The organism is Mucilaginibacter sp. P4_D1, from assembly GCF_056401935.1.
Window position 1 is genome coordinate 1 of record NZ_JBFUIJ010000054.1, and the last position, 19,259, is coordinate 19,259.

The following is a 19,259-nucleotide window of genomic DNA, read 5'->3' on the forward strand; positions in this document are numbered from 1 at the left end:
TATAATGATGTAGAAGATGCAGGAATTGAGTCTTTTAAAACCGTATCTAAATCTGTACAAACACATTATGAGTCTATCTTAAACTTCTTCGACAACAGAAGTACAAATGCTTCAGCCGAATCATTTAATGCTAAGGCAAAAGCTTTTAGAGCTACTTTAAGAGGAGTAAGAGATACTACTTTCTTCCTATTCAGGCTTGCCAAAATATATGCCTGAGGATCGCCCCCCCAACTTTTCCGACTGATCCCTGAAAATTCTTAAATTCTGAGAATTCTGATTCAGACAGTCAGCTAAATTCTTTAATTTAGGAACATCAGCTTTAAAACTTTGCCATGATTAAAAAAAATCTGCTCTGGTTATGTTTATCCTTAGGCCTTACAGCCACCGCCCAAACCTACAAACCCGCCGCCTTTACCGATCCTGACAGGCTGAAAAAGATAGAAGCCACTTACCCGGTGATAGACCAGATTTATAAAAAATATGCCGAAGATAATCATTGGCCCGGTGTGGCCTATGGCATTATTGTAGATGGTAAACTGGTGCATACGGTGGGGCTGGGCTATACCGATGTGCCCAATAAAATACCGGCTACGCCAAAATCAGCCTTTCGCATTGCCTCTATGACTAAAAGCCTTACGGCCATGGCCATTTTAAAGCTTCGCGACGAGGGGAGGCTCAAGCTGGATGATCCGGCTTACCTGTATATTTCCGAAATGAAGGGCACTAAATACCTTACTAAAGATGCTACGCCCATAACCATACGCCACCTGCTTACCCACGCTGCCGGTTACCCGGAAGATAATCCCTGGGGCGACAGACAACTGGCCGTAAGCGATGCCGAACTGGTGGCCATTTACAAAAAAGGTGTTTCGTTTTCCAATAACCCCGGGCAGGGGTATGAGTATAGTAACCTGGGTTTTGCCACACTGGGTTACATCATCAAAAAAGTATCAGGAAAAACCTACGAGACTTATATTACCGACAATATCCTGAAACCACTGGGTATGACGCATACCTACTGGGAGTACACCCAAGTACCTAAAGAACAGCTGGCCCTTGGCTACCGCTGGCTGGATGATAAATGGGTTGAGCAACCTTTGCTGCACGACGGTGCTTACGGTGCCATGGGTGGCCTTATTACCACTATTGAAGATTTTAGTATTTATATGGCCCTGCACCTGGATGCCTGGCCGCCAAGGGATGATGCCGAAACCGGCCCTGTTAAACGCAGCTCTATCCGCGAGATGCAGTACCCCTGGGATGTAAACTATTTAACAGCCAATGCCAAAACAACCACAGGTCGCCCTTGCCCCAATGTGAGTGCTTACGCTTACGGGTTACGCTGGGCCAAAGATTGTGATAACCGCGTTTATATTGGCCATACCGGTGGTTTGCCGGGTTTTGGCAGCCAATGGAACATTATGCCCGATTACGGTATCGGAGTGGTGTCGTTCGCCAATTTAACGTATGCCAGGGCTGGCTATCCCAATACGCAGGTGTTGGATACAATAATGGCCATCACCGGCATAAAACCCCGCCAGTTGCCGGCCTCATTGATATTGGAGCAACGCAAAAACGACCTGTTGAAAGTTATTGCCGATTGGAGCAAAGCCAAAGAAAGCGGCATTTTTGCTGATAACTTTTTTATGGACTACTTTCCTGATAAATTAAAAGTTGCAGCCGCAGCCGCCTTTGCCAAAGCCGGGAAGACAGTAAGTATTGGCGATGTAATGCCGGAAAACCAACTGCGCGGCTATTTTATTATGAAGGGAGAGAATGCCAATATTAAAGTGAGCTTTACGCTCACGCCCGAAAATCCTCCGTTGATACAGGAGTATCATTTGGATTTGGTAACGCCGTAGTGTTAAGTCAACAGTACGGCGTCGAAAGTCTAAAGTTGTTTTTTTTCTCTTTTGACTTAGAACTTAAGACTTTGGGCTAAGGAATATCCGTCAATTTATCGTTGATACGACAGTTGTTTATCCGGGTCAGGATACTCCGTTTACTTTAAACCAGATGATGGTTTCGGTAGTTAAATTTATTTTCAGGTTAAAATAGCAGCTTCCTCCGTCCATCACCCTGACAATATTTTTTCGCCAATAATTTTTGTCATTATCTGGGCGCCAGTCATCTAATTTACAAAAGCAATTTACCCAAACTTCTTTTTCGCCCTTTGTATTAATTGCCGCGACAATTTGCTTATAGTAACCGAATGGCGATTTGATCTTGGGGTCATAGGCAACCGAGCCAGGGTACTTTTTTGTATTGGCCAGGTTTTGCTTGTAAATTTTTTCGCTATCGGTATTGTATTGACTAATCGCCTCGCTAATCAAAAGGTTTGCTTTTTCTATCTCATCAGGCGAGAGCACAACAGGTTTTGCACCTTCATCAAAATACTTACTTACCATGTTTTTCTCCAGGTTTAAAATAGCAAGTTTTGACGTATCGGCCTGTAGCCCTTGCATATGAACCGAATGTAGTAAAGCCAAATGTTGCTTTGGTTTACCAACTGTTAAAACAAATGTTAATAATAGCAGGTATGGATTCATAGCAACAAGGTAGCCTTAATTTTTGGTATTTATTGTGCAAGTCAATCCAATGTAAACATCACCTTCAATTGATTTATGCCTTTAAAATTATCGTATCTTTATGTAGCAGAGGGAGTGAGCAACTCAATAATTCACTCCATCAATAATTCAATAATTAAAATGGAATACAATAAATTAACACCCGAAGAAGAATATATCATACTACATAAAGGCACCGAAAGGCCTTTTACCGGCTCGCTATTAAACAATCATGCACAAGGTTTATATGTTTGTAAACGCTGCGACACACCCTTATACACTTCCGAATCAAAATTCGAATCGCATTGCGGCTGGCCAAGTTTTGATGATGAAATTCCGGGTGCTGTAAAAAGGGTGCCCGATGCCGATGGCCGCCGGGTTGAGATTGTTTGTGCCAATTGCGGCGCCCACCTGGGTCACGTTTTTGAAGGCGAATACCTAACCCCAAAAAATACCCGCCATTGTGTAAATTCGGTATCAATGAAATTTGTTCCAGTCGCATAACTTTCTTAAAACTTTTAGGAATACCCCGTTTGGTTTTTGCCCTGCGGGGTATTTTGTTTTTCCACATTTGTTTTTTTGAACCGCTTTTTCAGCTCAATTTCGAGATTGTTATCAGTCTTTAGCAAAGGCGTTATTTATTTTTCAATAACTGTCTGTGTTAAGTAAAGTAATTTGTAATGTTAAATTATTGGTTTGGCCCTGTTTTTACACTATGCATTTGGTGGGCTCATTTTAATTAGCTGTAATCAAGTCTATTAATTTTCTTTCAACAACGGGGCGATAAAAATAAATCGACAAAGTGTTAATAACTCGGGCGTTTGTTAAAAACTATCATTAACAGCATACCAACTCAAACATTAACTTTGTTCTACAAGGTAATAAAAAGGTATTCAACAGACAGTCGGATGTATTCATCATCCAGTAATGCAAACACTTAACTGTCAGGAATTTACATACTAAAAAATGTGATTGGCCAAGCCTGATCGCAGGAAAAATGAGCTTTATTTTTTAATAAGGCCGGGGTTGGTGTCTGATGTCACTAAAGGAATAATAAAACGGAAAAAAACAGATACCAAATGATACAGGAAGACGAAATTTTACTGAGAGAGAACAAAGACAGGTTTGTGATACTGCCTATCAAGTATCCGGCAATTTGGGAAATGTACAAAAAAGCTGAAGCCAGTTTCTGGACGGCCGAAGAGATCGATCTTTCGGATGATATGAAGCACTGGGAAAACCTGAATCCGGGCGAGAAGCATTTCATTTCGCACATACTGGCTTTCTTTGCCGCCAGTGATGGTATTGTGAACGAAAACCTGGCCGTAAATTTCATGAGCGAGGTGCAATTGCCCGAGGCCCGTTGTTTTTATGGCTTCCAGATCATGATGGAAAACATTCACTCAGAAACGTATGCCCTGTTAATTGATACATATATAAAAGACCCGGCCGAAAAAGACCGCCTGTTTCATGCTATTGACACCATACCATGTGTAACCAAAAAAGCCGAGTGGGCGCTGCGCTGGATAAACAACGGCAACTTTGCCGAGCGTTTGGTTGCTTTTGCGGCGGTTGAAGGTATCTTCTTTTCGGGTAGCTTTTGCTCTATCTTCTGGCTTAAAAAACGCGGCCTGATGCCGGGCTTAACTTTCAGCAATGAGTTAATTTCTCGTGATGAAGGCTCGCACTGCGAATTTGCCTGTTTATTATACAAAATGCTTAACAAGCGCTTAAGCGCCGAAGCCGTTACTAAGATTATTACTGATGCGGTTGAAATAGAAAAAGAATTTGTTACCGATGCCCTGCCTGTTAACCTGATTGGTATGAACGCCAAAATGATGGGCCAGTACATTGAATTTGTTGCCGATAGGTGGCTTGGCGAACTGGGCTATGAAAAACATTACGGAGCCAGCAATCCTTTCGACTTTATGGAGATGATATCGCTGCAGGGCAAAACCAATTTCTTTGAAAAACGGGTTGGCGACTACCAGAAAAGCGGCGTATTAAACAACGCCGAAAGCAAAGCATTTTCTCTTGATGAGGATTTCTAAGAGTAGTATCAAGTAGTTAGTATCAAGATACTAAGTTAGATCACAAATATAGGTTCGGCGGCGAACAAAGTTTCCCTAATTGACGCCGGTTAAAAAAAGAATAAGAGTTAATAATATATATACGTAAACGAGTTGGTACAGGTCTTGCTACTTGATACTAACTACTAAATATCCATTAAAACATGCTTGTAGTAAAAAGAGACGGTAGAAAAGAGTCGGTAAAATTCGACAAGATCACGGCACGTATTGAAAAACTGTGCTATGGGTTCAACCTGGTTGACCCGATTGATGTGGCAAAAAAGGTAATTGAAGGTTTGTTTGACGGTGTAACCACGTCAGAACTTGATAACCTTGCTGCCGAGACTGCTGCATCATTAACAACGAAGCATCCCGATTATGCTTTGCTGGCATCGCGCATTGCAGTATCAAACCTGCATAAGAACACTATCAAGTCGTTCTCGGAAACTATGCGTATCCTGTACAACTATGTGGATGGCAAAACCGGTAAAAATGCATCGTTAATTGCTGATGACGTTTGGGAAGTGATTGAAAAGAATGCCGAACTGTTAGACAGCACCATCATTTACGACCGCGATTTTGGTTTTGATTATTTTGGTTTTAAAACCCTTGAAAAATCGTACCTGTTAAAAGTAGATGGTAAAATTGTTGAGCGCCCGCAACACTTGTTTATGCGTGTATCTGTTGGTATCCACAAAGAGGATGTAGAAAGCGCTATCAAAACTTACCACTTAATGAGCGAGCGTTGGTTTACACATGCTACGCCTACTTTATTTAATGCCGGTACTCCAAAACCACAAATGTCGTCATGCTTTTTATTAACCATGAAAGATGATAGCATTGATGGTATTTACGATACTTTAAAACAAACAGCAAAAATATCACAAAGCGCAGGTGGTATTGGTCTAAGCATTCACAACGTGCGTGCTACAGGTTCATACATCAGCGGCACAAACGGTACCAGCAATGGGATTATTCCAATGCTGCGGGTATTTAACGATACTGCCCGTTATGTTGACCAGGGTGGCGGCAAACGTAAAGGTGCTTTCGCTATTTATTTAGAGCCATGGCATGCAGATATCTTTGAATTTTTAGATCTGCGTAAAAACCACGGTAAAGAAGAAATGCGTGCCCGCGATTTGTTTTACGCCCTTTGGGTATCTGACCTGTTTATGCAGCGCGTTGAGGCCAACGAAGAGTGGAGCCTGTTTTGCCCGCATGAAGCACCAGGCCTGGCCGATTGCTTTGGCGAAGAGTTTGTTGCCCTATATACCAGGTACGAAAAAGAAGGCCGTGCACGCCGTACCATCAAAGCACAGGAATTGTGGTTTGCCGTATTGGATGCCCAGGTTGAAACCGGCACACCATACCTGTTGTATAAAGATGCTGCCAACAGCAAATCAAACCAGCAAAATTTAGGTACTATCAAAAGTTCAAACCTTTGTACCGAAATTATGGAATACACCGATGCCAACGAGATTGCCGTTTGTAACCTGGCTTCATTAGCATTACCACGCTACATTAACAATGGTACATTTGATCATAACAAATTATATGATGTTACTTACCAGGCTACTTTAAACCTGAACAAGATCATCGATTATAATTATTACCCGGTTAAAGAAGCCGAATACTCAAACCTGCGTCACCGCCCTATTGGTTTAGGTGTACAGGGTTTGGCAGATACTTTCATCCAGCTGCGTATGCCGTTTGAAAGCGACGAGGCTAAACAACTGAATAAAGAGATTTTTGAAACCATTTACTTTGCGGCCATGACGGCTTCAAAAGACCTGGCTATCAAAGATGGTGCTTACGAAACCTTCCAGGGCTCGCCATTATCAAAAGGTAAATTCCAGTTTGATTTATGGAACGTATCGCCTGCCAGCAACCGTTGGGATTGGGAAAACCTGCGCCTTGATGTAATGAACCATGGCGTGCGTAACTCACTGTTAGTAGCGCCAATGCCAACAGCATCAACATCACAAATATTGGGTAACAATGAGTGCTTTGAGCCATATACCTCAAACATTTACACCCGCCGTGTATTAAGTGGCGAGTTTATTGTGGTAAACAAATACCTGCTGCGCGATTTGGTTAACCTTGGCTTGTGGACGCCTGCTATGAAAGATAAGATCATCACAGCAAACGGATCTGTTCAGGATATTGCCGAAATACCATCAGCTATTAAAGAACTGTACAAAACAGTTTGGGAAATTAAGATGCGTAACATTATTGATATGGCTGCCGATAGGGGTGCTTATGTTTGCCAGTCGCAATCATTAAACCTGTTCATCAACGCGCCAAACGCTTCAAAACTAACTTCAATGCACTTCTACGCATGGAAAAAAGGCTTAAAAACAGGTATGTACTACCTGCGTACACAAGCCGCTTCGCAAGCTGTTAAATTCACCGTTGAAAACCAGGGCGGATCAAACATGGAGCCGGTTATCCCTGACCATGTAGACCAAATGGCCGACAACGTACCAGAAGGCCCAAGCTGCTCGATGGAAGAAGGTTGCGTTACCTGTTCAGCGTAAGTAGTCGGGAAAGTCCGAAAGTCGGGAAGTCAGAAAGATAAAAGAAGACCGGAAGCGTAGTTGCTTACCGGTCTTTTACATTATTAGTAGTCGGAAAAGTCCGAAAGTCGGAAAAGTCCGAAAGATAAAAGAAGACCGGAAGTTTAGCAGCTTACCTGTCTTTTAGATTGTATCTAGTCGGGAAAAGTCTGAAACATAAAGAGGTCGGTAAACTCGAGAATTCACCAGTCATTTTACCCTTCATGACCTCTTCAAAGGGGGAACCTGATGGACTTGCATAGTCTGAATATAAGTCCAATACTATGTATGCAGCCGAAGTACTACAATGATATAATACTAGTTTCGATATGAGTACTACAATCGATATAGATGCTATGACTGATATTAGTACTACAATTGATATTGATGCTATAATTGATGTTAGTTCTATAATTGATATAGGTGCTATTATTGATGTTAGTACTACAATTGATATAGATGCTATTATTGAATAAGTACTACGTGTTATAATTGGCATAAGCACTATAGAGAATACAAAGCGCTATAGGAGTAGAGTACTACAGAAAACACAATAATATAAAACAGAGATGACTATGAGTAATGAATAGTTGCAATTTATTAATTGATAACTAGTTATTTGTGTACGCGAGAGTCAAGTGTTAAGATGTTTTCAATATGGTAATCATAGTTGGGTGCTTTAATTGAATCATTTAATTGATGAAATGATAGTGCCTATTTATATGGGTAACACAGGGATAGAGGTTTAAATTCTATTTAGGCAAAATAAAACAAAAAAAACACTAATTAATTTTGAAGTTCTATAAATTGTTCGTTAATTTGTTCTATCCAAAAGAATTAGCCTCACGCTGACGGCGTGAGGCTAAAGAATTCCAAAGATGCCATAGTCGTGATAAGTTACTGGTTAGACTACTTGCCTGATATGCAAGCAAAGTATGGTTCGATTCCTACTCACGGCCTTTACAATAGTAATAAAATTAATTATTATGAGCAAATTTAAGTTTTATCAGCAATTAAAGGCGGAAGAAAAGGAGCTTCTCGAGACGCTTCATGMTTTGCAAATCTTAATTAAAAGATATGAGACGGAAAATCAAGATGCTGTAAAATTGGGCAATGCTATTGAAAATGAATTTGTTGCCGTAAATCCCTCGAACGAAGATGAATTTGACGCAAATGGGACAGTTGCAAAAAAATTACTTCAGGTATTAAAAATGTTGAAAAATGCCACAAGTAGAGAAGTTGCTGAGAAAGCTTACCAATTAGATCACTCCCGGACACAAGAACAATGGTTAGATGATTCACGATTTTATTTATCCAAATACTACAACGAAAATAAACTTATAGTAATAAAAGATGGATCAAATAAAAGAGGAAACGTTTATGGCTTTCCGAATGTTTAATCTCTGTTGAGTATTAGGGGTTGTTGAGAAGGTAACGGACAAAGTTCTATTAGGTTCATGAGATTTAACTCATGAACCTTTTTTATAATGACGTCTTTTTAGGCAAGGAGGAAAGACAAAAGCTTAAATACATAACCTTCGTATTTTAATGACATTGATATTTTATTAATCATACCAACATTCCCTACTTTCGTATCAGCAAATGGCCATGAACTATCATCCATGAACCATGAACAAATAAACATGCACCCCAAACACGAAATTATCCGTTGCGAACGCTGTGAGGCTCCTTTTGAATGTAAAGCCAATTCATTCACCAAGTGCCAGTGCAGCACCGTACAGCTTGCCTTGAACGAGGTGCAGTATGTGAGCGAGCTGTATGAGGGGTGTTTGTGTGCTAACTGTCTGTTGATAGTTCAGCAGGAGTACAGGGTAGGGATGGGTATCGAATAATAGCCCATTAAAAATCATCAGGCGACTCAATAATTTAAAAACAATATCTTAGCGCCAACAGCATAAAAAATACCGCTGTTAACCATGGCCGCTATCAGCACAAAACAAAAACCACATCTTCAACAGGTTGATTATATCCGGGCGATAGCCGCGCTGGCAGTAACGTTATTCCATTTGGGTGGTAAAACGTTACCGGTTTTAAATTATGGCTGGCTGGGTGTTTATATGTTTTTCCTGTTATCGGGTTTTATCATTTGCTGGGCTATACCCGAAAACTATAGCTGGAAACTGGGTGGTCGTTTTATCCTCAAACGGGTTATCCGTGTCGAGCCGCCGTACATCATCTCGATAGTGCTGGCTATTATTATGAAGCTTTTTTGGGTAGCACATTACCACCCCGATTGGGTTAACGCAGTTTGCCACCTGGCTTACCTGAATAGCTTTTTGGGCCAGCCTTACTTAAGCCCTGTTTATTGGACCCTGGGTATCGAGTTCCAGTTTTACCTCTTCGTGGCGCTTTGCTTTCCATGGTTTACAGGTAAATGGGGGCAATGGCTGTTATTGCTGTTAAGTATTTTACCTGTATTTTTACACGTACCCGGCGCTACGTTAATCAACAGCTTCCCGGTGTTTGCGCTGGGTATTTTGTATTATTTATACAAGGTTAAAGGAAAAGCGTTGAACGGCGTACTTGTTTTTGGTGTTCTGATTACTGCTTGCAGCATGTATTCGGTTGGCGTATCGCAAACCTGCGCTGCGTTATTTGCCCTGGGTTTATTATTGTTGCCTTTAAAAAATTATCGGGTTATTGGCTTTCTTTCTAAAATTTCGTTTTCGCTATACCTAACCCATGATATTATAGGGAGTAACCTGGTGGTATATCTGGGTACGCTATTGCCTAAAACGTTCTTTTTTAAAGGGGTAGAATTTTTGACAGGCATTGGTGTGAGTGTTTTATTTGCCTGGTTGTTTTATTTACTGGTTGAAAAGCCTTGTTTAAAATTATCCAAACGAGTGAATTATAACCTGTCATTAAAGGTAATATCATGATAGTGTAACATGTACATGACAATTTGCATTTTATCAAAAAAATAAAGGATTAGCGTGTAACATTTGAACTATTTTCGCCTCCAATTACGAAAATACGCACAAATGAAACGTTTTTACTTTTTTATAGCTCTAATTTGTTTTGCCATCTCGGCCAAAGCGCAGTTTGGGGTTGGTGGTGGTGGCCCCACAATTGTTGGCCGCATTTCTGGTACTGTTATCGATTCAGTTACCAAGCAACCTATGGATTATACATCTGTAGGGTTGTATCGCAGTGGCGGTAAATCGCCTATCAATGGTGTCTTAACAGATTCAAAAGGTAGTTTTAAGATAGACAATGTAAAACCAGGAAGCTACAAACTGGTAATTTCTTTTCTTGGTTATCCAACAAAAACAATTGACCCGGTTGTAACTACTGCTGCAAAGCCGGATGCTAAAATGAACAACATTTTCCTGTCGCCGGGCTCCAAAACACTGGCAACGGTTAACATTGTTGGCCAGGCGCCACTGATAGAAAACAAAATTGATAAAATTGTTTATAATGCCGAAAAAGACCTGACATCTGCAGGCGGTAATGCCACCGATGTATTGCAAAAAGTGCCTTTGGTAAACGTTGATATTAACGGCAACGTATCTATTCGCGGCGATCAGAATGTTAAAGTTTTGATTAACGGTAAACCATCGGGCGCAACATCGGCCAGCTTATCGGATGTTTTGAAAACCATCCCTGCCGATCAGATCAAAAGCATCGAGGTGGTAACATCCCCATCTGCAAAATATGATGCAGAAGGCTCTGGTGGTATCATCAACATTATTACCAAGCAAAAAAATGTATCGGGCATCAGTGGCTCGGTAAGCGGTGGTGTAGGTACACGCCAAAACAATGGTAACGTTAACCTTAATTATAATAAAAACAGGTTTAGCCTGGGTATCAACGCTGGTGGTAACTTAACGTGGCCGCAAACGTCAACCACCACATTTGATCAGCAATTTAAAGGTGCCGATGGAAGCATTACCCGCCATAACTTTAATAATTCAACCAGTCGCATCAAAAGGCATGGCGCTATAGGTTCGGTAACCATGGGTTACGAGGTTAACGCGTTCAATAGCTTTAACAGTACCTTCAGGCTTAATGATGGTGGTTTTAGCACCGATGGTAACGGCGTTAATAATATACAAGCCGGCAGCATTTTAACCCAGTACACAAGTACCACCCAATCGCATAACCACTTTGGCGGTTTTGATTGGAATTTGGATTATACCCACAAGTTTAAAAAAGAGGGCGAGGAGTTTACGCTATCGGGTCAGTGGAGCCATAGCATTATTACTACCAATTACAACAACTTGTTTACCGCGGTTAACCCAAGCCAGATTGGTGATAACAACGGTAAAAACAACGAATATACTTTCCAGGCCGATTATACATTGCCTGTAAATAAAGTAGTAAAAGTTGAGGCCGGTGGTAAAACCATACAACGCCGTATAAACAGTAACTACGATATATTTGATACCGATAACAGTGGTAACAATGCAGTGCGCGATTCATTGAACTCGAACCTGTATGATTATAATCAGAATGTATACGCAGGCTATGCTGTATTAACTTTCACTTTGCCAAAAAGCTATTCGTTATTGGTAGGTGGCCGTGTTGAAAATACCAGGATAAAAGGCGATCCGCAGAACCCTTACCAGGATCCGGAAAAAGTTGGCGACCTGTACCAAAATTTAAGTCCTTTTAGTACAAGCTATACAACGTATGTGCCCAGCTTAACTATACAGAAACAACTAGGCAGCCAAACGCTTAAATTATCATACAGCAAACGTATACAAAGGCCAAGTCTGCAGTTTTTAAATCCGTTTATTAACCGCAGCTCGATACAAAGTCAATCAGTTGGTAACGTGAACCTGGCGCCGGAAGTATCGCAAACTGTTGAGCTGAACATTAACAAATTTGTTAAGTCATCTGTAATCAACTTCTCGGTTTATTATAAAAATACCAACAATATGATTGAGGGCATAGCTGATACACTCACCGAAACTATTCAACACCAGGTAGTACACGCTACCCGTACAGCTTACCAGAATATTGGTAAAAACAATTCGTTCGGTGCAAGTTTCTTCGGATCAATAAACCCGATAAAGCCTTTAACTATCCGTGCCAGCATCAATGGTTATACTTATAATCCAACCATTTTTGATGCTTATAAAGATAAAGCATCCGCAACTGGCTTGTATTTCCAATACTCAGCTTTCGGAAGTGCATCATACCAGTTTCCGCATAACTTTTTGGCCGAACTGTTTGGCTTTACCAACTCGGCCCGCCGTACCATACAAGGTACCAGCCCGGCATTTGGTATTTATGCCTTTGGTTTAAAGAAACAGTTTATGGATAAAAAACTGGCTATCGGCTTTAACACGGTACAGCCATTTGCCCGCGACAAACACTTCGATCAAAATATAAGCAGCGACGCGTTTTCGTTAAAAAGCTCAACGGCGTTCCCTTTCCGTTCGTTCGGTATCACATTTAGCTACAGCTTTGGTAAGCTAAGCTTCAGCAACCCGCAACAACAGAAAAAAGGCGTAAACAACGATGACCTTAAACAAGGGGACCAGGGCGGTAACGGCGGTGGCACACCATCAGGAGGACGATAAGACTTTTAGAATCAAGAGTCAAGAATCAAGACTTTTTGAAAATAGCAGGGTCGGGAGAGTTAATCTTCCGGCCCTTTTTTACTTGATATAATTGTTGCCATATATTCACTTCTCACAGTATTTGTAAATTTTTGATTATCAATACATCACGTTCGTTATTGCGAGGTACGAAGCAATCCCCGACATGCTAAGTCTTACATAGTTCGGGATTGCTTCGTACCTCAATGACGGTAGTTTAGAACATTCGTTTAACTATATCCGTTGCACGTCATAACGATTTTTTTTAAGATTTTACCTGGTGCTCACTCGTGCCGGTGGTTTAAGGCATTTTTACCTGATGGATACTTGCAATGCCGCTCCGGAGGCGTCTTGATTCTTGATTCTACTCCGCCTCTACATTAATCCCTATCTGCTTCAATAGCAGAGATGCATTAAAGGTTTTGCATTCACCGTGTTTTATCTTGTAATCAAACAGCATTTCGCCTTCTTTTACCTGGATATCGAAGTAGAAGTTGCGTACATAATCGGGGTATTTATCTTCCAGGCGTGCTATCTGCAAATCGTGGGTGGCCACCATACCCACGGCATTTTTGCGGATCAGTTGTTCGATAACCGCTTTGGAGCCAAGGTATTTGTCAACAGAGTTGGTGCCGCGCAGCATTTCATCAATCAGGAAAAATATCTTGGGTTCATTCTCCACCGCGGCTAACAACATTTGCAGGCGGTCGAGTTCGGCTTTGAAGGTTGATGTGCTTTCGTTTAGTGAATCTTTAATCCGCATGTAGCTAATCATGGTGATAACAGACACCCGCATGCTTTTAGCGCACACAGGAGCGCCGCAAAGCGCCAGCACTGTATTGATGCCTATGGTGCGCAAAAAGGTGCTCTTGCCCGCCATATTCGAGCCGGTGATGATATCTATCTTATGAGTATCCTCCAGTTCATAGTTATTTTCTATACGTTTTGCAGCGTCAATAAGTGGATGGGCAAGTGAGTGGGCGACAAGTGTATAGCCTGGTTTATCTTCAATTTCAGGATAAGCCCAGCCGGGGTAGTTCATAGCGAGACTTGCCAGGCTGATAAGGGCCTCAAATTCGGCAATAACATCAAAAGCGGCTTCCAGGCTTTCGTTATTCTGGCGTTTCCAGTTTTCAATGGCTATTACCTGGCGGATATCCCACAAAAAGAATAGGTTAAGCACAAAGCCAACAATCATGTTAAGGTGATAATTGAGTTTATTGATCAGGTTGGCCAGCTCTTTTATTTTATTGGAGGTTTGGCTGGTTTTTAATAATGCAGCAAGCAATGCATTATAGCTGGCCTGCCAGGGCTCGTCTTCCGCCTGTTTAAATACATCGGCATATTTGGCCAGCGTATCGCCAATTTTACCGGCAATCATATCGGCTTTGCTAATGTACATGGCTTTAGAGAATACGATGCCCATGTTGGCAATACCTATTATAATGGCCGCCAGCCTGGCATAAGGAATAAACCAGGCCAGTATCAAAACACCTGTAAACAAATACGGCGCTATTTTGGTGTACATGGCAAGCCATTTTTCGCCGGGCATATCAAGCGGCAGATGCAGGTATTTGAAAAGGTTTTTAAGCTGATTAACATCCTGCTGAATGGCAAATACTAATAGGGTTTGCACCGAAAGTTTCCAGTCGTTTTTTCCGGCTATTTCTTTAACCGCTTCCTGGCGCTGCAGAATGGTGGCTTTGGTTGCCGGTTTATCAAACCATTCGGCAAGTTTATTGTTGCCTGTAGATGTTGCTGTGCGGTTAACCAATTGATACAGGGAGGCGTTGCCAAAAATATCCAGGTCGGAGGTGTAAAAGTGCTTTTCGTTTCCAAAGCGGGCGCCGTCGTTATACATATTGACGTGGCTTTGGATGCTGGCTATCTCGTTCAGGCTTACTTTTTGCAGGTCATCGTAGTACTGTTTAAGTTTTTCGAACCGGCTTTGGCGGGATACCAGCCACGCAAACGCAAAAATAAGCACTACAAAGGCCAGGGCTACAATTGTAAAATTATCCTGCTGCACGCCAACGCTGATGGCGACAACAATAAGCGCGAAGATGCTGAGCCTCAATAATGAATACGTATTGGCAAGTTTTTTATATTTGGCGGCTTCCTGCTGTGCGGCATTGGCGCGTTGTTCATAATTGGTAATAATATCCTGTTGCATACCCGGTAAAAAAGTTGTGGCTAAATAAACACATATATTTTAAATAAACGTTTATTTGTTTGAGATATGAAGATCACGTTTTTAACCGTTGGCAAAACCGAAGATGCCTATTTAAAAGAGGGCATTGATAAATATGTAAAGCGCCTGAAGCATTACACCAAACTTGAACTGGTAGAAATTAATGAACTGAAAAATACCAAAGCACTTACCGCCGACCAGCAAAAAGCAAAAGAGGCCGAGCTTATCCTGAAAAAAATAAGCCCGCTTGATCATGTGATTTTGATGGATGAGAAGGGAAACGAATATACCTCTACCCAGTTTGCCGCCTATATCAACAAAAAAGAGATTAGCCTATCGGCCAACCTGATATTCGTTATTGGCGGCCCCTATGGGTTCGATCAATCGGTATACCAACGGGCCAACGATAAAATTTCACTGTCACGAATGACCTTCTCGCACCAGATGGTCCGCCTGTTTTTTGTCGAGCAGCTTTACCGCGCATACACGATTTTGAAGGGCGAGCCGTATCATCACGAGTAGATGTGCAGATGTGCAGATTTCAGATGTGCAGATGAGGGAGTTGATGTGCAGATATGCAAATTTCAGATGTGCAGATGATTGGGATAGATGTTAAATGATTTTAGCAGATATGTTTTTTCATCTGCATATCTGCACATCTGAAATTTGCACATCTGTTTTTTATTTGCACGCGTGAGTATGAACTTCTGATTAAGATGGATAATCTGCACATCTGAAATTTGAAATTTGCACATCTAAAACCCTACCTTTGCGCCATGGGTCACGATCATTCACATTCTCACGGCGGGCATCATCACCATGATCATGCGCCCAAGCTGGATCATTTGAATACAGCCTTTATTGTAGGCATCATCTTAAATTCGGCTTTTGTAATTATTGAAACCGTAGCCGGTTTTATGACACATTCGCTGTCGTTGTTAACCGATGCCGGGCATAACCTGAGCGACGTGGCTTCTTTAGCTTTGGCCCTGCTGGCCTTTAAGCTTACTAAAGTAAGCGCCAACAGCAAGTATACCTACGGCTATAAAAGATCGACCATCATCGTATCCTTTTTTAATGCAATGATCCTGTTTGTAGCCGTTGGCTTTATTGTTTACGAAGCCATCATGCGTTTCCTGAACCCCGAAACAGTATCAGGCGGTACCATGGCCTGGGTTGCATTTATTGGGATTGGTATAAATGCGTTTACAGCGTGGTTGTTTGTAAAAGACAAAGATACCGACCTGAATGTTAAAGGTGCTTACCTGCACATGGCGGTTGATGCCATTGTATCGCTTGGCGTTGTGATATCGGGTGTTATCATCTATTTTACCAGGCTGTACTGGATTGATAGTATTGTGAGTATAGTTATTGCCATTGTGATATTACGCGGAACCTGGGGGTTGTTAAAAGACAGCCTGCGCCTGGAAATGGACGGCGTACCTGCCGAAATGGACCTTGGAAAAATAAAAGCGGAGCTGATGAAAGGCAAAGGCGTGGTAGATGTGCACCACATGCACGTATGGGCGCTTAGCACTACCGAGAATGCCCTAACCGCCCACCTGGTTATTAAACCAGAGAATATGGCTGATTTTGATAGTATTAAACATGATCTCCGTCACCGGTTGGAACACATGGAAATAAACCACAGCACTTTTGAACCCGAGTTTGCCGATGAAAAGTGCGGGCAGCCGGAGTGTGCGTAGGTAAATAACCAATGAGAGAATACCCTGTTAACTATAAAGATATTCAACCGGATATTGATTTTTATTCCGAATTACCAGGGGTTTATAGAAAAGCTGAGAAGTACCTGCTTAGTTTTAAATGGTGTGCTGCGATAAATGATAGCTTTCTTTATTACAACCTTGGGGAAGTGTTTTGTATTTTTCTTTTCGAAATAGACAATATACAAAGCAAAGAAAATAATTTTCTGTGGGTGATTGTCGGTGATTTCCCTTCAATGTATTTAGATGTTTACGGGCCGGATTCTACTGTTGAAGTATTAGAAGATTACATTCGATTGGCTGAAGATTGGATTGCGCACATCAAAGCTAAAAGATCTGTAGATGAATGTTATCCTTTTAATGCCGAACCGACGATAGAACTGGCAGAACTTTTAGAAAAGAAGGTAAGTTTTATGAAAAATACTTTACTAAACGAAATGGAGAATATTTCGCTTAAGCGATTCCAATAATTCTTCCTAATTTAACGCTCAATAATAACCCTGCTATGAGCACTACCAACAGACGAAAATTTATAACCACTACAGCCGCCCTGGCAGCAGGGACAGCTGTAGCATCAGCAATGCCAATGATAGATCAAAAAGAAGACTGGCCTGTAATACACCATGTGTTTTTCTGGCTTAAAAATCCCGGTTCGGTTGAAGACAGGGATAAACTGGTTGCAGGCGTTAAAACCCTGTCGAAAATAGAAACCGTTAAAAAACTGCGTGTAGGCGTTGTTGCCAGCACCGAAAAACGTGATGTGGTTGATAACAGCTGGGCGGTATCAGAGCTAATGTTTTTTAGCGACCTTGCCGGGCAGGCAACCTATCAAACCCACCCCTTACACCTGGAGTTCATCAAAAATTGCAGCCACCTTTGGGAAAAGGTGATTGTTTATGATGCGTTGGAAGCCTAAGGAATGAGAACCGCGTTTGGTGCAGTCGCGTTTGTGCTTGGCATTGCCATTTTAATGGCAGGTTGTGCTAATGAAGCTACGGATCCGGCCTTGCAAAAAGTTAAGAAACTTAACCCGCATGAGCGCGATAGCCTGCTAAAAAAATTGCTGGCCAGTTATAAAGATACCTTTAAAGTTGATACAACTGAGATTTTAGCCAATGGTGATACTGAAGCCTTGAGCATCAGGCATTACTGTGTTTATGATAACAAAATAAGTGTCCCCAGGGAATACCTTGATGTTTATGGTTTAACGGCTTTTCAAACTCACAATTTTGTATCGGATGTTGAGTTTAAGATCAATTCCCGGATCATCTTCAAGGGAACAATCAGCAAGGCAATCTTCAATAAATCAATAAGCGATAGGTTAGCAAAATCAGGCACACTGTCATTTCCTTATGCAAATATGAATAGCAACGGCTTTACGATAGAGTATGGGATAGGTGTTCCACTTACTGATTATTATGATAATGGCCTTATTATCAAAGTTGACTCAACCGGTAAGATAAAGGATACCGGTACCCTGGATTAAAAAAAGCCGATTACTCGGCTTTTTTTGTTGTTTTTTTAGCTTTTGCTTTTGGGGCAGGAGTTGGCTCCGGTTCGGCGGCAACTACCTCGGCAACTGGTTCTTCAACTTCGGCAGGGGCGGCCTCGGCAGCTGGTGCCGAAGTTGGGTCTGCCTCGTTAAACGATGGTAAATCTTTAAGGATATGGAACCAGGTAAGGATCTTTTTCATATCAGATGCATATACTTTCTCCTCGTCATGATCCGGCGCTACTTCGTAAAAGAAGGCGCGCATTTTTTTACCATCAGCTTTAGCGTCGGGTACGTTTGCGGCGGCTTTCATCTGCTCAAAAACATCGGTAAGCCTGATGTCATCCTCAATGCCAAAAATAGTTATTTCGGTAAGGGCCGCCAGTTTAGCTGTTGACAGGTTGGCTACCAGTTTTGTTTTTTGTGCATCCAGGCTCTCCAGTACGTAACCGGTTTTGTTTTGAGCCAACGCCCGCCATAATCCCGGTTTGCCAGATACGGCTACAATTCCTTGTAAATTCATGTTTTATTGGTTGATTAGGTTGATTGGGTGAGTGGTTGATTAGGTTTTAAACTCAATCAACCACTCACCTAATCAACCAATAACTTAATCTTCTATTACTTCGATGCTTAAAATTTTATCGCCCTGGCGGATAGCGTCAACAATGTCAACGTTTTCAATCACTTTACCAAACACGGTGTGGTTACGATCTAAGTGAGCTGTGTTTGTACGGTTATGGCAGATAAAGAATTGTGAGCTGCCGGTGTTACGGCCGGCATGTGCCATTGAAAGCACACCACGGTCATGGTATTGGTTATCTCCTGTCAATTCGCAATCAATTTTGTAGCCTGCGCCACCAGCACCGGTACCGGTAGGGTCGCCACCCTGTACCATAAAGTTAGGGATAACTCGGTGGAAGATAACACCATCGTAAAAGTTTGATTTAGCTAATTTTTTAAAATTAGCTACAGTATTTGGGGCATCCTGATCGTAAAACTCTACGGTCATGTCACCTTTTTCAGTTTTGATTATTGCTTTGCTCATTTCTTTGTTTTTTTGAAAACAGTTGGCAAAGGTAATGATTTGAGGT

At 41.7% G+C, this 19,259-nt stretch carries 19 protein-coding genes and 1 tRNA gene; 16 read left to right on the forward strand and 4 right to left on the reverse strand.

What is annotated here, in order from left to right:
- Together AC1DV1_RS27595 and AC1DV1_RS27600 are read left to right on the forward strand one after the other, a co-directional pair.
- Positions 1-216, forward strand: a 216-nt coding sequence (locus tag AC1DV1_RS27595; protein WP_477366656.1) for a transposase, incomplete at its 5' end; no start/stop codon positions are given.
- A 116-nt stretch (positions 217-332) separates the two neighbouring features.
- The gene (locus AC1DV1_RS27600; RefSeq protein WP_477366659.1) at positions 333-1,862 is read left to right on the forward strand and encodes a serine hydrolase domain-containing protein; all 1,530 of its coding nucleotides are present in this window, start codon (positions 333-335) and stop codon (positions 1,860-1,862) included.
- A gap of 126 nt (positions 1,863-1,988) precedes the next feature.
- Here AC1DV1_RS27600 and AC1DV1_RS27605 read toward each other — a convergent pair whose 3' ends face one another.
- Positions 1,989-2,549, reverse strand: coding sequence for a hypothetical protein (locus tag AC1DV1_RS27605; RefSeq protein ID WP_477366662.1), 561 nt, complete (start codon positions 2,547-2,549; stop codon positions 1,989-1,991).
- A gap of 75 nt (positions 2,550-2,624) precedes the next feature.
- Here AC1DV1_RS27605 and AC1DV1_RS27610 point away from each other — a divergent pair, with 75 nt between their 5' ends.
- From AC1DV1_RS27610 to AC1DV1_RS27650, 9 genes are all read left to right on the forward strand, one after another.
- Positions 2,625-3,071, forward strand: coding sequence for a methionine-R-sulfoxide reductase (locus AC1DV1_RS27610; protein ID WP_477366665.1), 447 nt, complete (start codon positions 2,625-2,627; stop codon positions 3,069-3,071).
- Positions 3,072-3,646: 575 nt separating this feature from the next.
- Positions 3,647-4,618 (forward strand): ribonucleoside-diphosphate reductase small subunit, encoded by a 972-nt coding sequence (locus tag AC1DV1_RS27615; protein WP_192910129.1) that lies wholly within the window; start codon positions 3,647-3,649, stop codon positions 4,616-4,618.
- Positions 4,619-4,800: 182 nt separating this feature from the next.
- The gene (locus AC1DV1_RS27620) at positions 4,801-7,173 is read left to right on the forward strand and encodes a ribonucleoside-diphosphate reductase subunit alpha (RefSeq protein WP_477366668.1); all 2,373 of its coding nucleotides are present in this window, start codon (positions 4,801-4,803) and stop codon (positions 7,171-7,173) included.
- A 347-nt stretch (positions 7,174-7,520) separates the two neighbouring features.
- Positions 7,521-7,667, forward strand: a complete 147-nt coding sequence (locus AC1DV1_RS27625; protein ID WP_477366671.1) for a hypothetical protein — start codon at positions 7,521-7,523, stop codon at positions 7,665-7,667.
- 410 nt (positions 7,668-8,077) lie between these two features.
- Positions 8,078-8,150: transfer RNA gene (locus AC1DV1_RS27630), tRNA-Ile, on the forward strand.
- Between the two features lie 27 nt (positions 8,151-8,177).
- Complete coding sequence (locus AC1DV1_RS27635; RefSeq protein ID WP_477366674.1) at positions 8,178-8,591, forward strand: hypothetical protein; 414 nt, start codon at positions 8,178-8,180, stop codon at positions 8,589-8,591.
- Between the two features lie 222 nt (positions 8,592-8,813).
- Entirely contained in the window at positions 8,814-9,044 is a 231-nt protein-coding gene (locus tag AC1DV1_RS27640) for a cysteine-rich CWC family protein (RefSeq protein ID WP_477366677.1), read from the forward strand.
- A gap of 84 nt (positions 9,045-9,128) precedes the next feature.
- Complete coding sequence (locus tag AC1DV1_RS27645) at positions 9,129-10,094, forward strand: acyltransferase family protein (RefSeq protein WP_477366680.1); 966 nt, start codon at positions 9,129-9,131, stop codon at positions 10,092-10,094.
- A gap of 102 nt (positions 10,095-10,196) precedes the next feature.
- Entirely contained in the window at positions 10,197-12,743 is a 2,547-nt protein-coding gene (locus AC1DV1_RS27650) for a TonB-dependent receptor (protein WP_477366683.1), read from the forward strand.
- 382 nt (positions 12,744-13,125) lie between these two features.
- Here AC1DV1_RS27650 and AC1DV1_RS27655 read toward each other — a convergent pair whose 3' ends face one another.
- The gene (locus AC1DV1_RS27655) at positions 13,126-14,934 is read right to left on the reverse strand and encodes a MutS-related protein (protein WP_477366686.1); all 1,809 of its coding nucleotides are present in this window, start codon (positions 14,932-14,934) and stop codon (positions 13,126-13,128) included.
- A 66-nt stretch (positions 14,935-15,000) separates the two neighbouring features.
- Between AC1DV1_RS27655 and rlmH the strand changes: the two genes are divergently transcribed.
- From rlmH to AC1DV1_RS27680, 5 genes are all read left to right on the forward strand, one after another.
- Positions 15,001-15,474 (forward strand): 23S rRNA (pseudouridine(1915)-N(3))-methyltransferase RlmH, encoded by a 474-nt coding sequence (gene rlmH, locus AC1DV1_RS27660; protein ID WP_090645149.1) that lies wholly within the window; start codon positions 15,001-15,003, stop codon positions 15,472-15,474.
- 254 nt (positions 15,475-15,728) lie between these two features.
- The gene (locus AC1DV1_RS27665; protein WP_477366689.1) at positions 15,729-16,658 is read left to right on the forward strand and encodes a cation diffusion facilitator family transporter; all 930 of its coding nucleotides are present in this window, start codon (positions 15,729-15,731) and stop codon (positions 16,656-16,658) included.
- Positions 16,659-16,669: 11 nt separating this feature from the next.
- Positions 16,670-17,146, forward strand: a complete 477-nt coding sequence (locus AC1DV1_RS27670) for a hypothetical protein (protein WP_477366692.1) — start codon at positions 16,670-16,672, stop codon at positions 17,144-17,146.
- A 35-nt stretch (positions 17,147-17,181) separates the two neighbouring features.
- Entirely contained in the window at positions 17,182-17,592 is a 411-nt protein-coding gene (locus AC1DV1_RS27675) for a Dabb family protein (RefSeq protein ID WP_477366695.1), read from the forward strand.
- 3 nt (positions 17,593-17,595) lie between these two features.
- Complete coding sequence (locus AC1DV1_RS27680; protein ID WP_477366698.1) at positions 17,596-18,162, forward strand: hypothetical protein; 567 nt, start codon at positions 17,596-17,598, stop codon at positions 18,160-18,162.
- A gap of 10 nt (positions 18,163-18,172) precedes the next feature.
- On the opposite strand, the gene AC1DV1_RS27685 is transcribed toward AC1DV1_RS27680, so the two are convergent.
- Positions 18,173-18,691: a DUF5606 family protein gene (locus AC1DV1_RS27685; RefSeq protein ID WP_477366701.1), complete on the reverse strand. Its 519-nt coding sequence runs from the start codon at positions 18,689-18,691 to the stop codon at positions 18,173-18,175.
- An 84-nt stretch (positions 18,692-18,775) separates the two neighbouring features.
- Entirely contained in the window at positions 18,776-19,213 is a 438-nt protein-coding gene (locus AC1DV1_RS27690; protein WP_477366704.1) for a peptidylprolyl isomerase, read from the reverse strand.
- Positions 19,214-19,259 lie beyond the last annotated feature (46 nt).

What these genes read in the sequence shown, in the direction of transcription:
- AC1DV1_RS27610 (WP_477366665.1), top strand. Translation starts at nt 2,625, where the DNA reads ATGCCTTTAAAATTATCGTATCTTTATGTAGCAGAGGGAGTGAGCAAC.
- AC1DV1_RS27620 (WP_477366668.1), top strand. Translation starts at nt 4,801, where the DNA reads ATGCTTGTAGTAAAAAGAGACGGTAGAAAAGAGTCGGTAAAATTCGAC.
- AC1DV1_RS27640 (WP_477366677.1), top strand. Translation starts at nt 8,814, where the DNA reads ATGAACCATGAACAAATAAACATGCACCCCAAACACGAAATTATCCGT.
- AC1DV1_RS27665 (WP_477366689.1), top strand. Translation starts at nt 15,729, where the DNA reads ATGGGTCACGATCATTCACATTCTCACGGCGGGCATCATCACCATGAT.
- rlmH (WP_090645149.1), top strand. Translation starts at nt 15,001, where the DNA reads ATGAAGATCACGTTTTTAACCGTTGGCAAAACCGAAGATGCCTATTTA.
- AC1DV1_RS27605 (WP_477366662.1), bottom strand. Translation starts at nt 2,549, where the DNA reads ATGAATCCATACCTGCTATTATTAACATTTGTTTTAACAGTTGGTAAA.
- AC1DV1_RS27615 (WP_192910129.1), top strand. Translation starts at nt 3,647, where the DNA reads ATGATACAGGAAGACGAAATTTTACTGAGAGAGAACAAAGACAGGTTT.
- AC1DV1_RS27625 (WP_477366671.1), top strand. Translation starts at nt 7,521, where the DNA reads ATGAGTACTACAATCGATATAGATGCTATGACTGATATTAGTACTACA.
- AC1DV1_RS27655 (WP_477366686.1), bottom strand. Translation starts at nt 14,934, where the DNA reads ATGCAACAGGATATTATTACCAATTATGAACAACGCGCCAATGCCGCA.
- AC1DV1_RS27685 (WP_477366701.1), bottom strand. Translation starts at nt 18,691, where the DNA reads ATGAATTTACAAGGAATTGTAGCCGTATCTGGCAAACCGGGATTATGG.
- AC1DV1_RS27600 (WP_477366659.1), top strand. Translation starts at nt 333, where the DNA reads ATGATTAAAAAAAATCTGCTCTGGTTATGTTTATCCTTAGGCCTTACA.
- AC1DV1_RS27650 (WP_477366683.1), top strand. Translation starts at nt 10,197, where the DNA reads ATGAAACGTTTTTACTTTTTTATAGCTCTAATTTGTTTTGCCATCTCG.
- AC1DV1_RS27645 (WP_477366680.1), top strand. Translation starts at nt 9,129, where the DNA reads ATGGCCGCTATCAGCACAAAACAAAAACCACATCTTCAACAGGTTGAT.
- AC1DV1_RS27680 (WP_477366698.1), top strand. Translation starts at nt 17,596, where the DNA reads ATGAGAACCGCGTTTGGTGCAGTCGCGTTTGTGCTTGGCATTGCCATT.
- AC1DV1_RS27675 (WP_477366695.1), top strand. Translation starts at nt 17,182, where the DNA reads ATGAGCACTACCAACAGACGAAAATTTATAACCACTACAGCCGCCCTG.
- AC1DV1_RS27690 (WP_477366704.1), bottom strand. Translation starts at nt 19,213, where the DNA reads ATGAGCAAAGCAATAATCAAAACTGAAAAAGGTGACATGACCGTAGAG.
- AC1DV1_RS27670 (WP_477366692.1), top strand. Translation starts at nt 16,670, where the DNA reads ATGAGAGAATACCCTGTTAACTATAAAGATATTCAACCGGATATTGAT.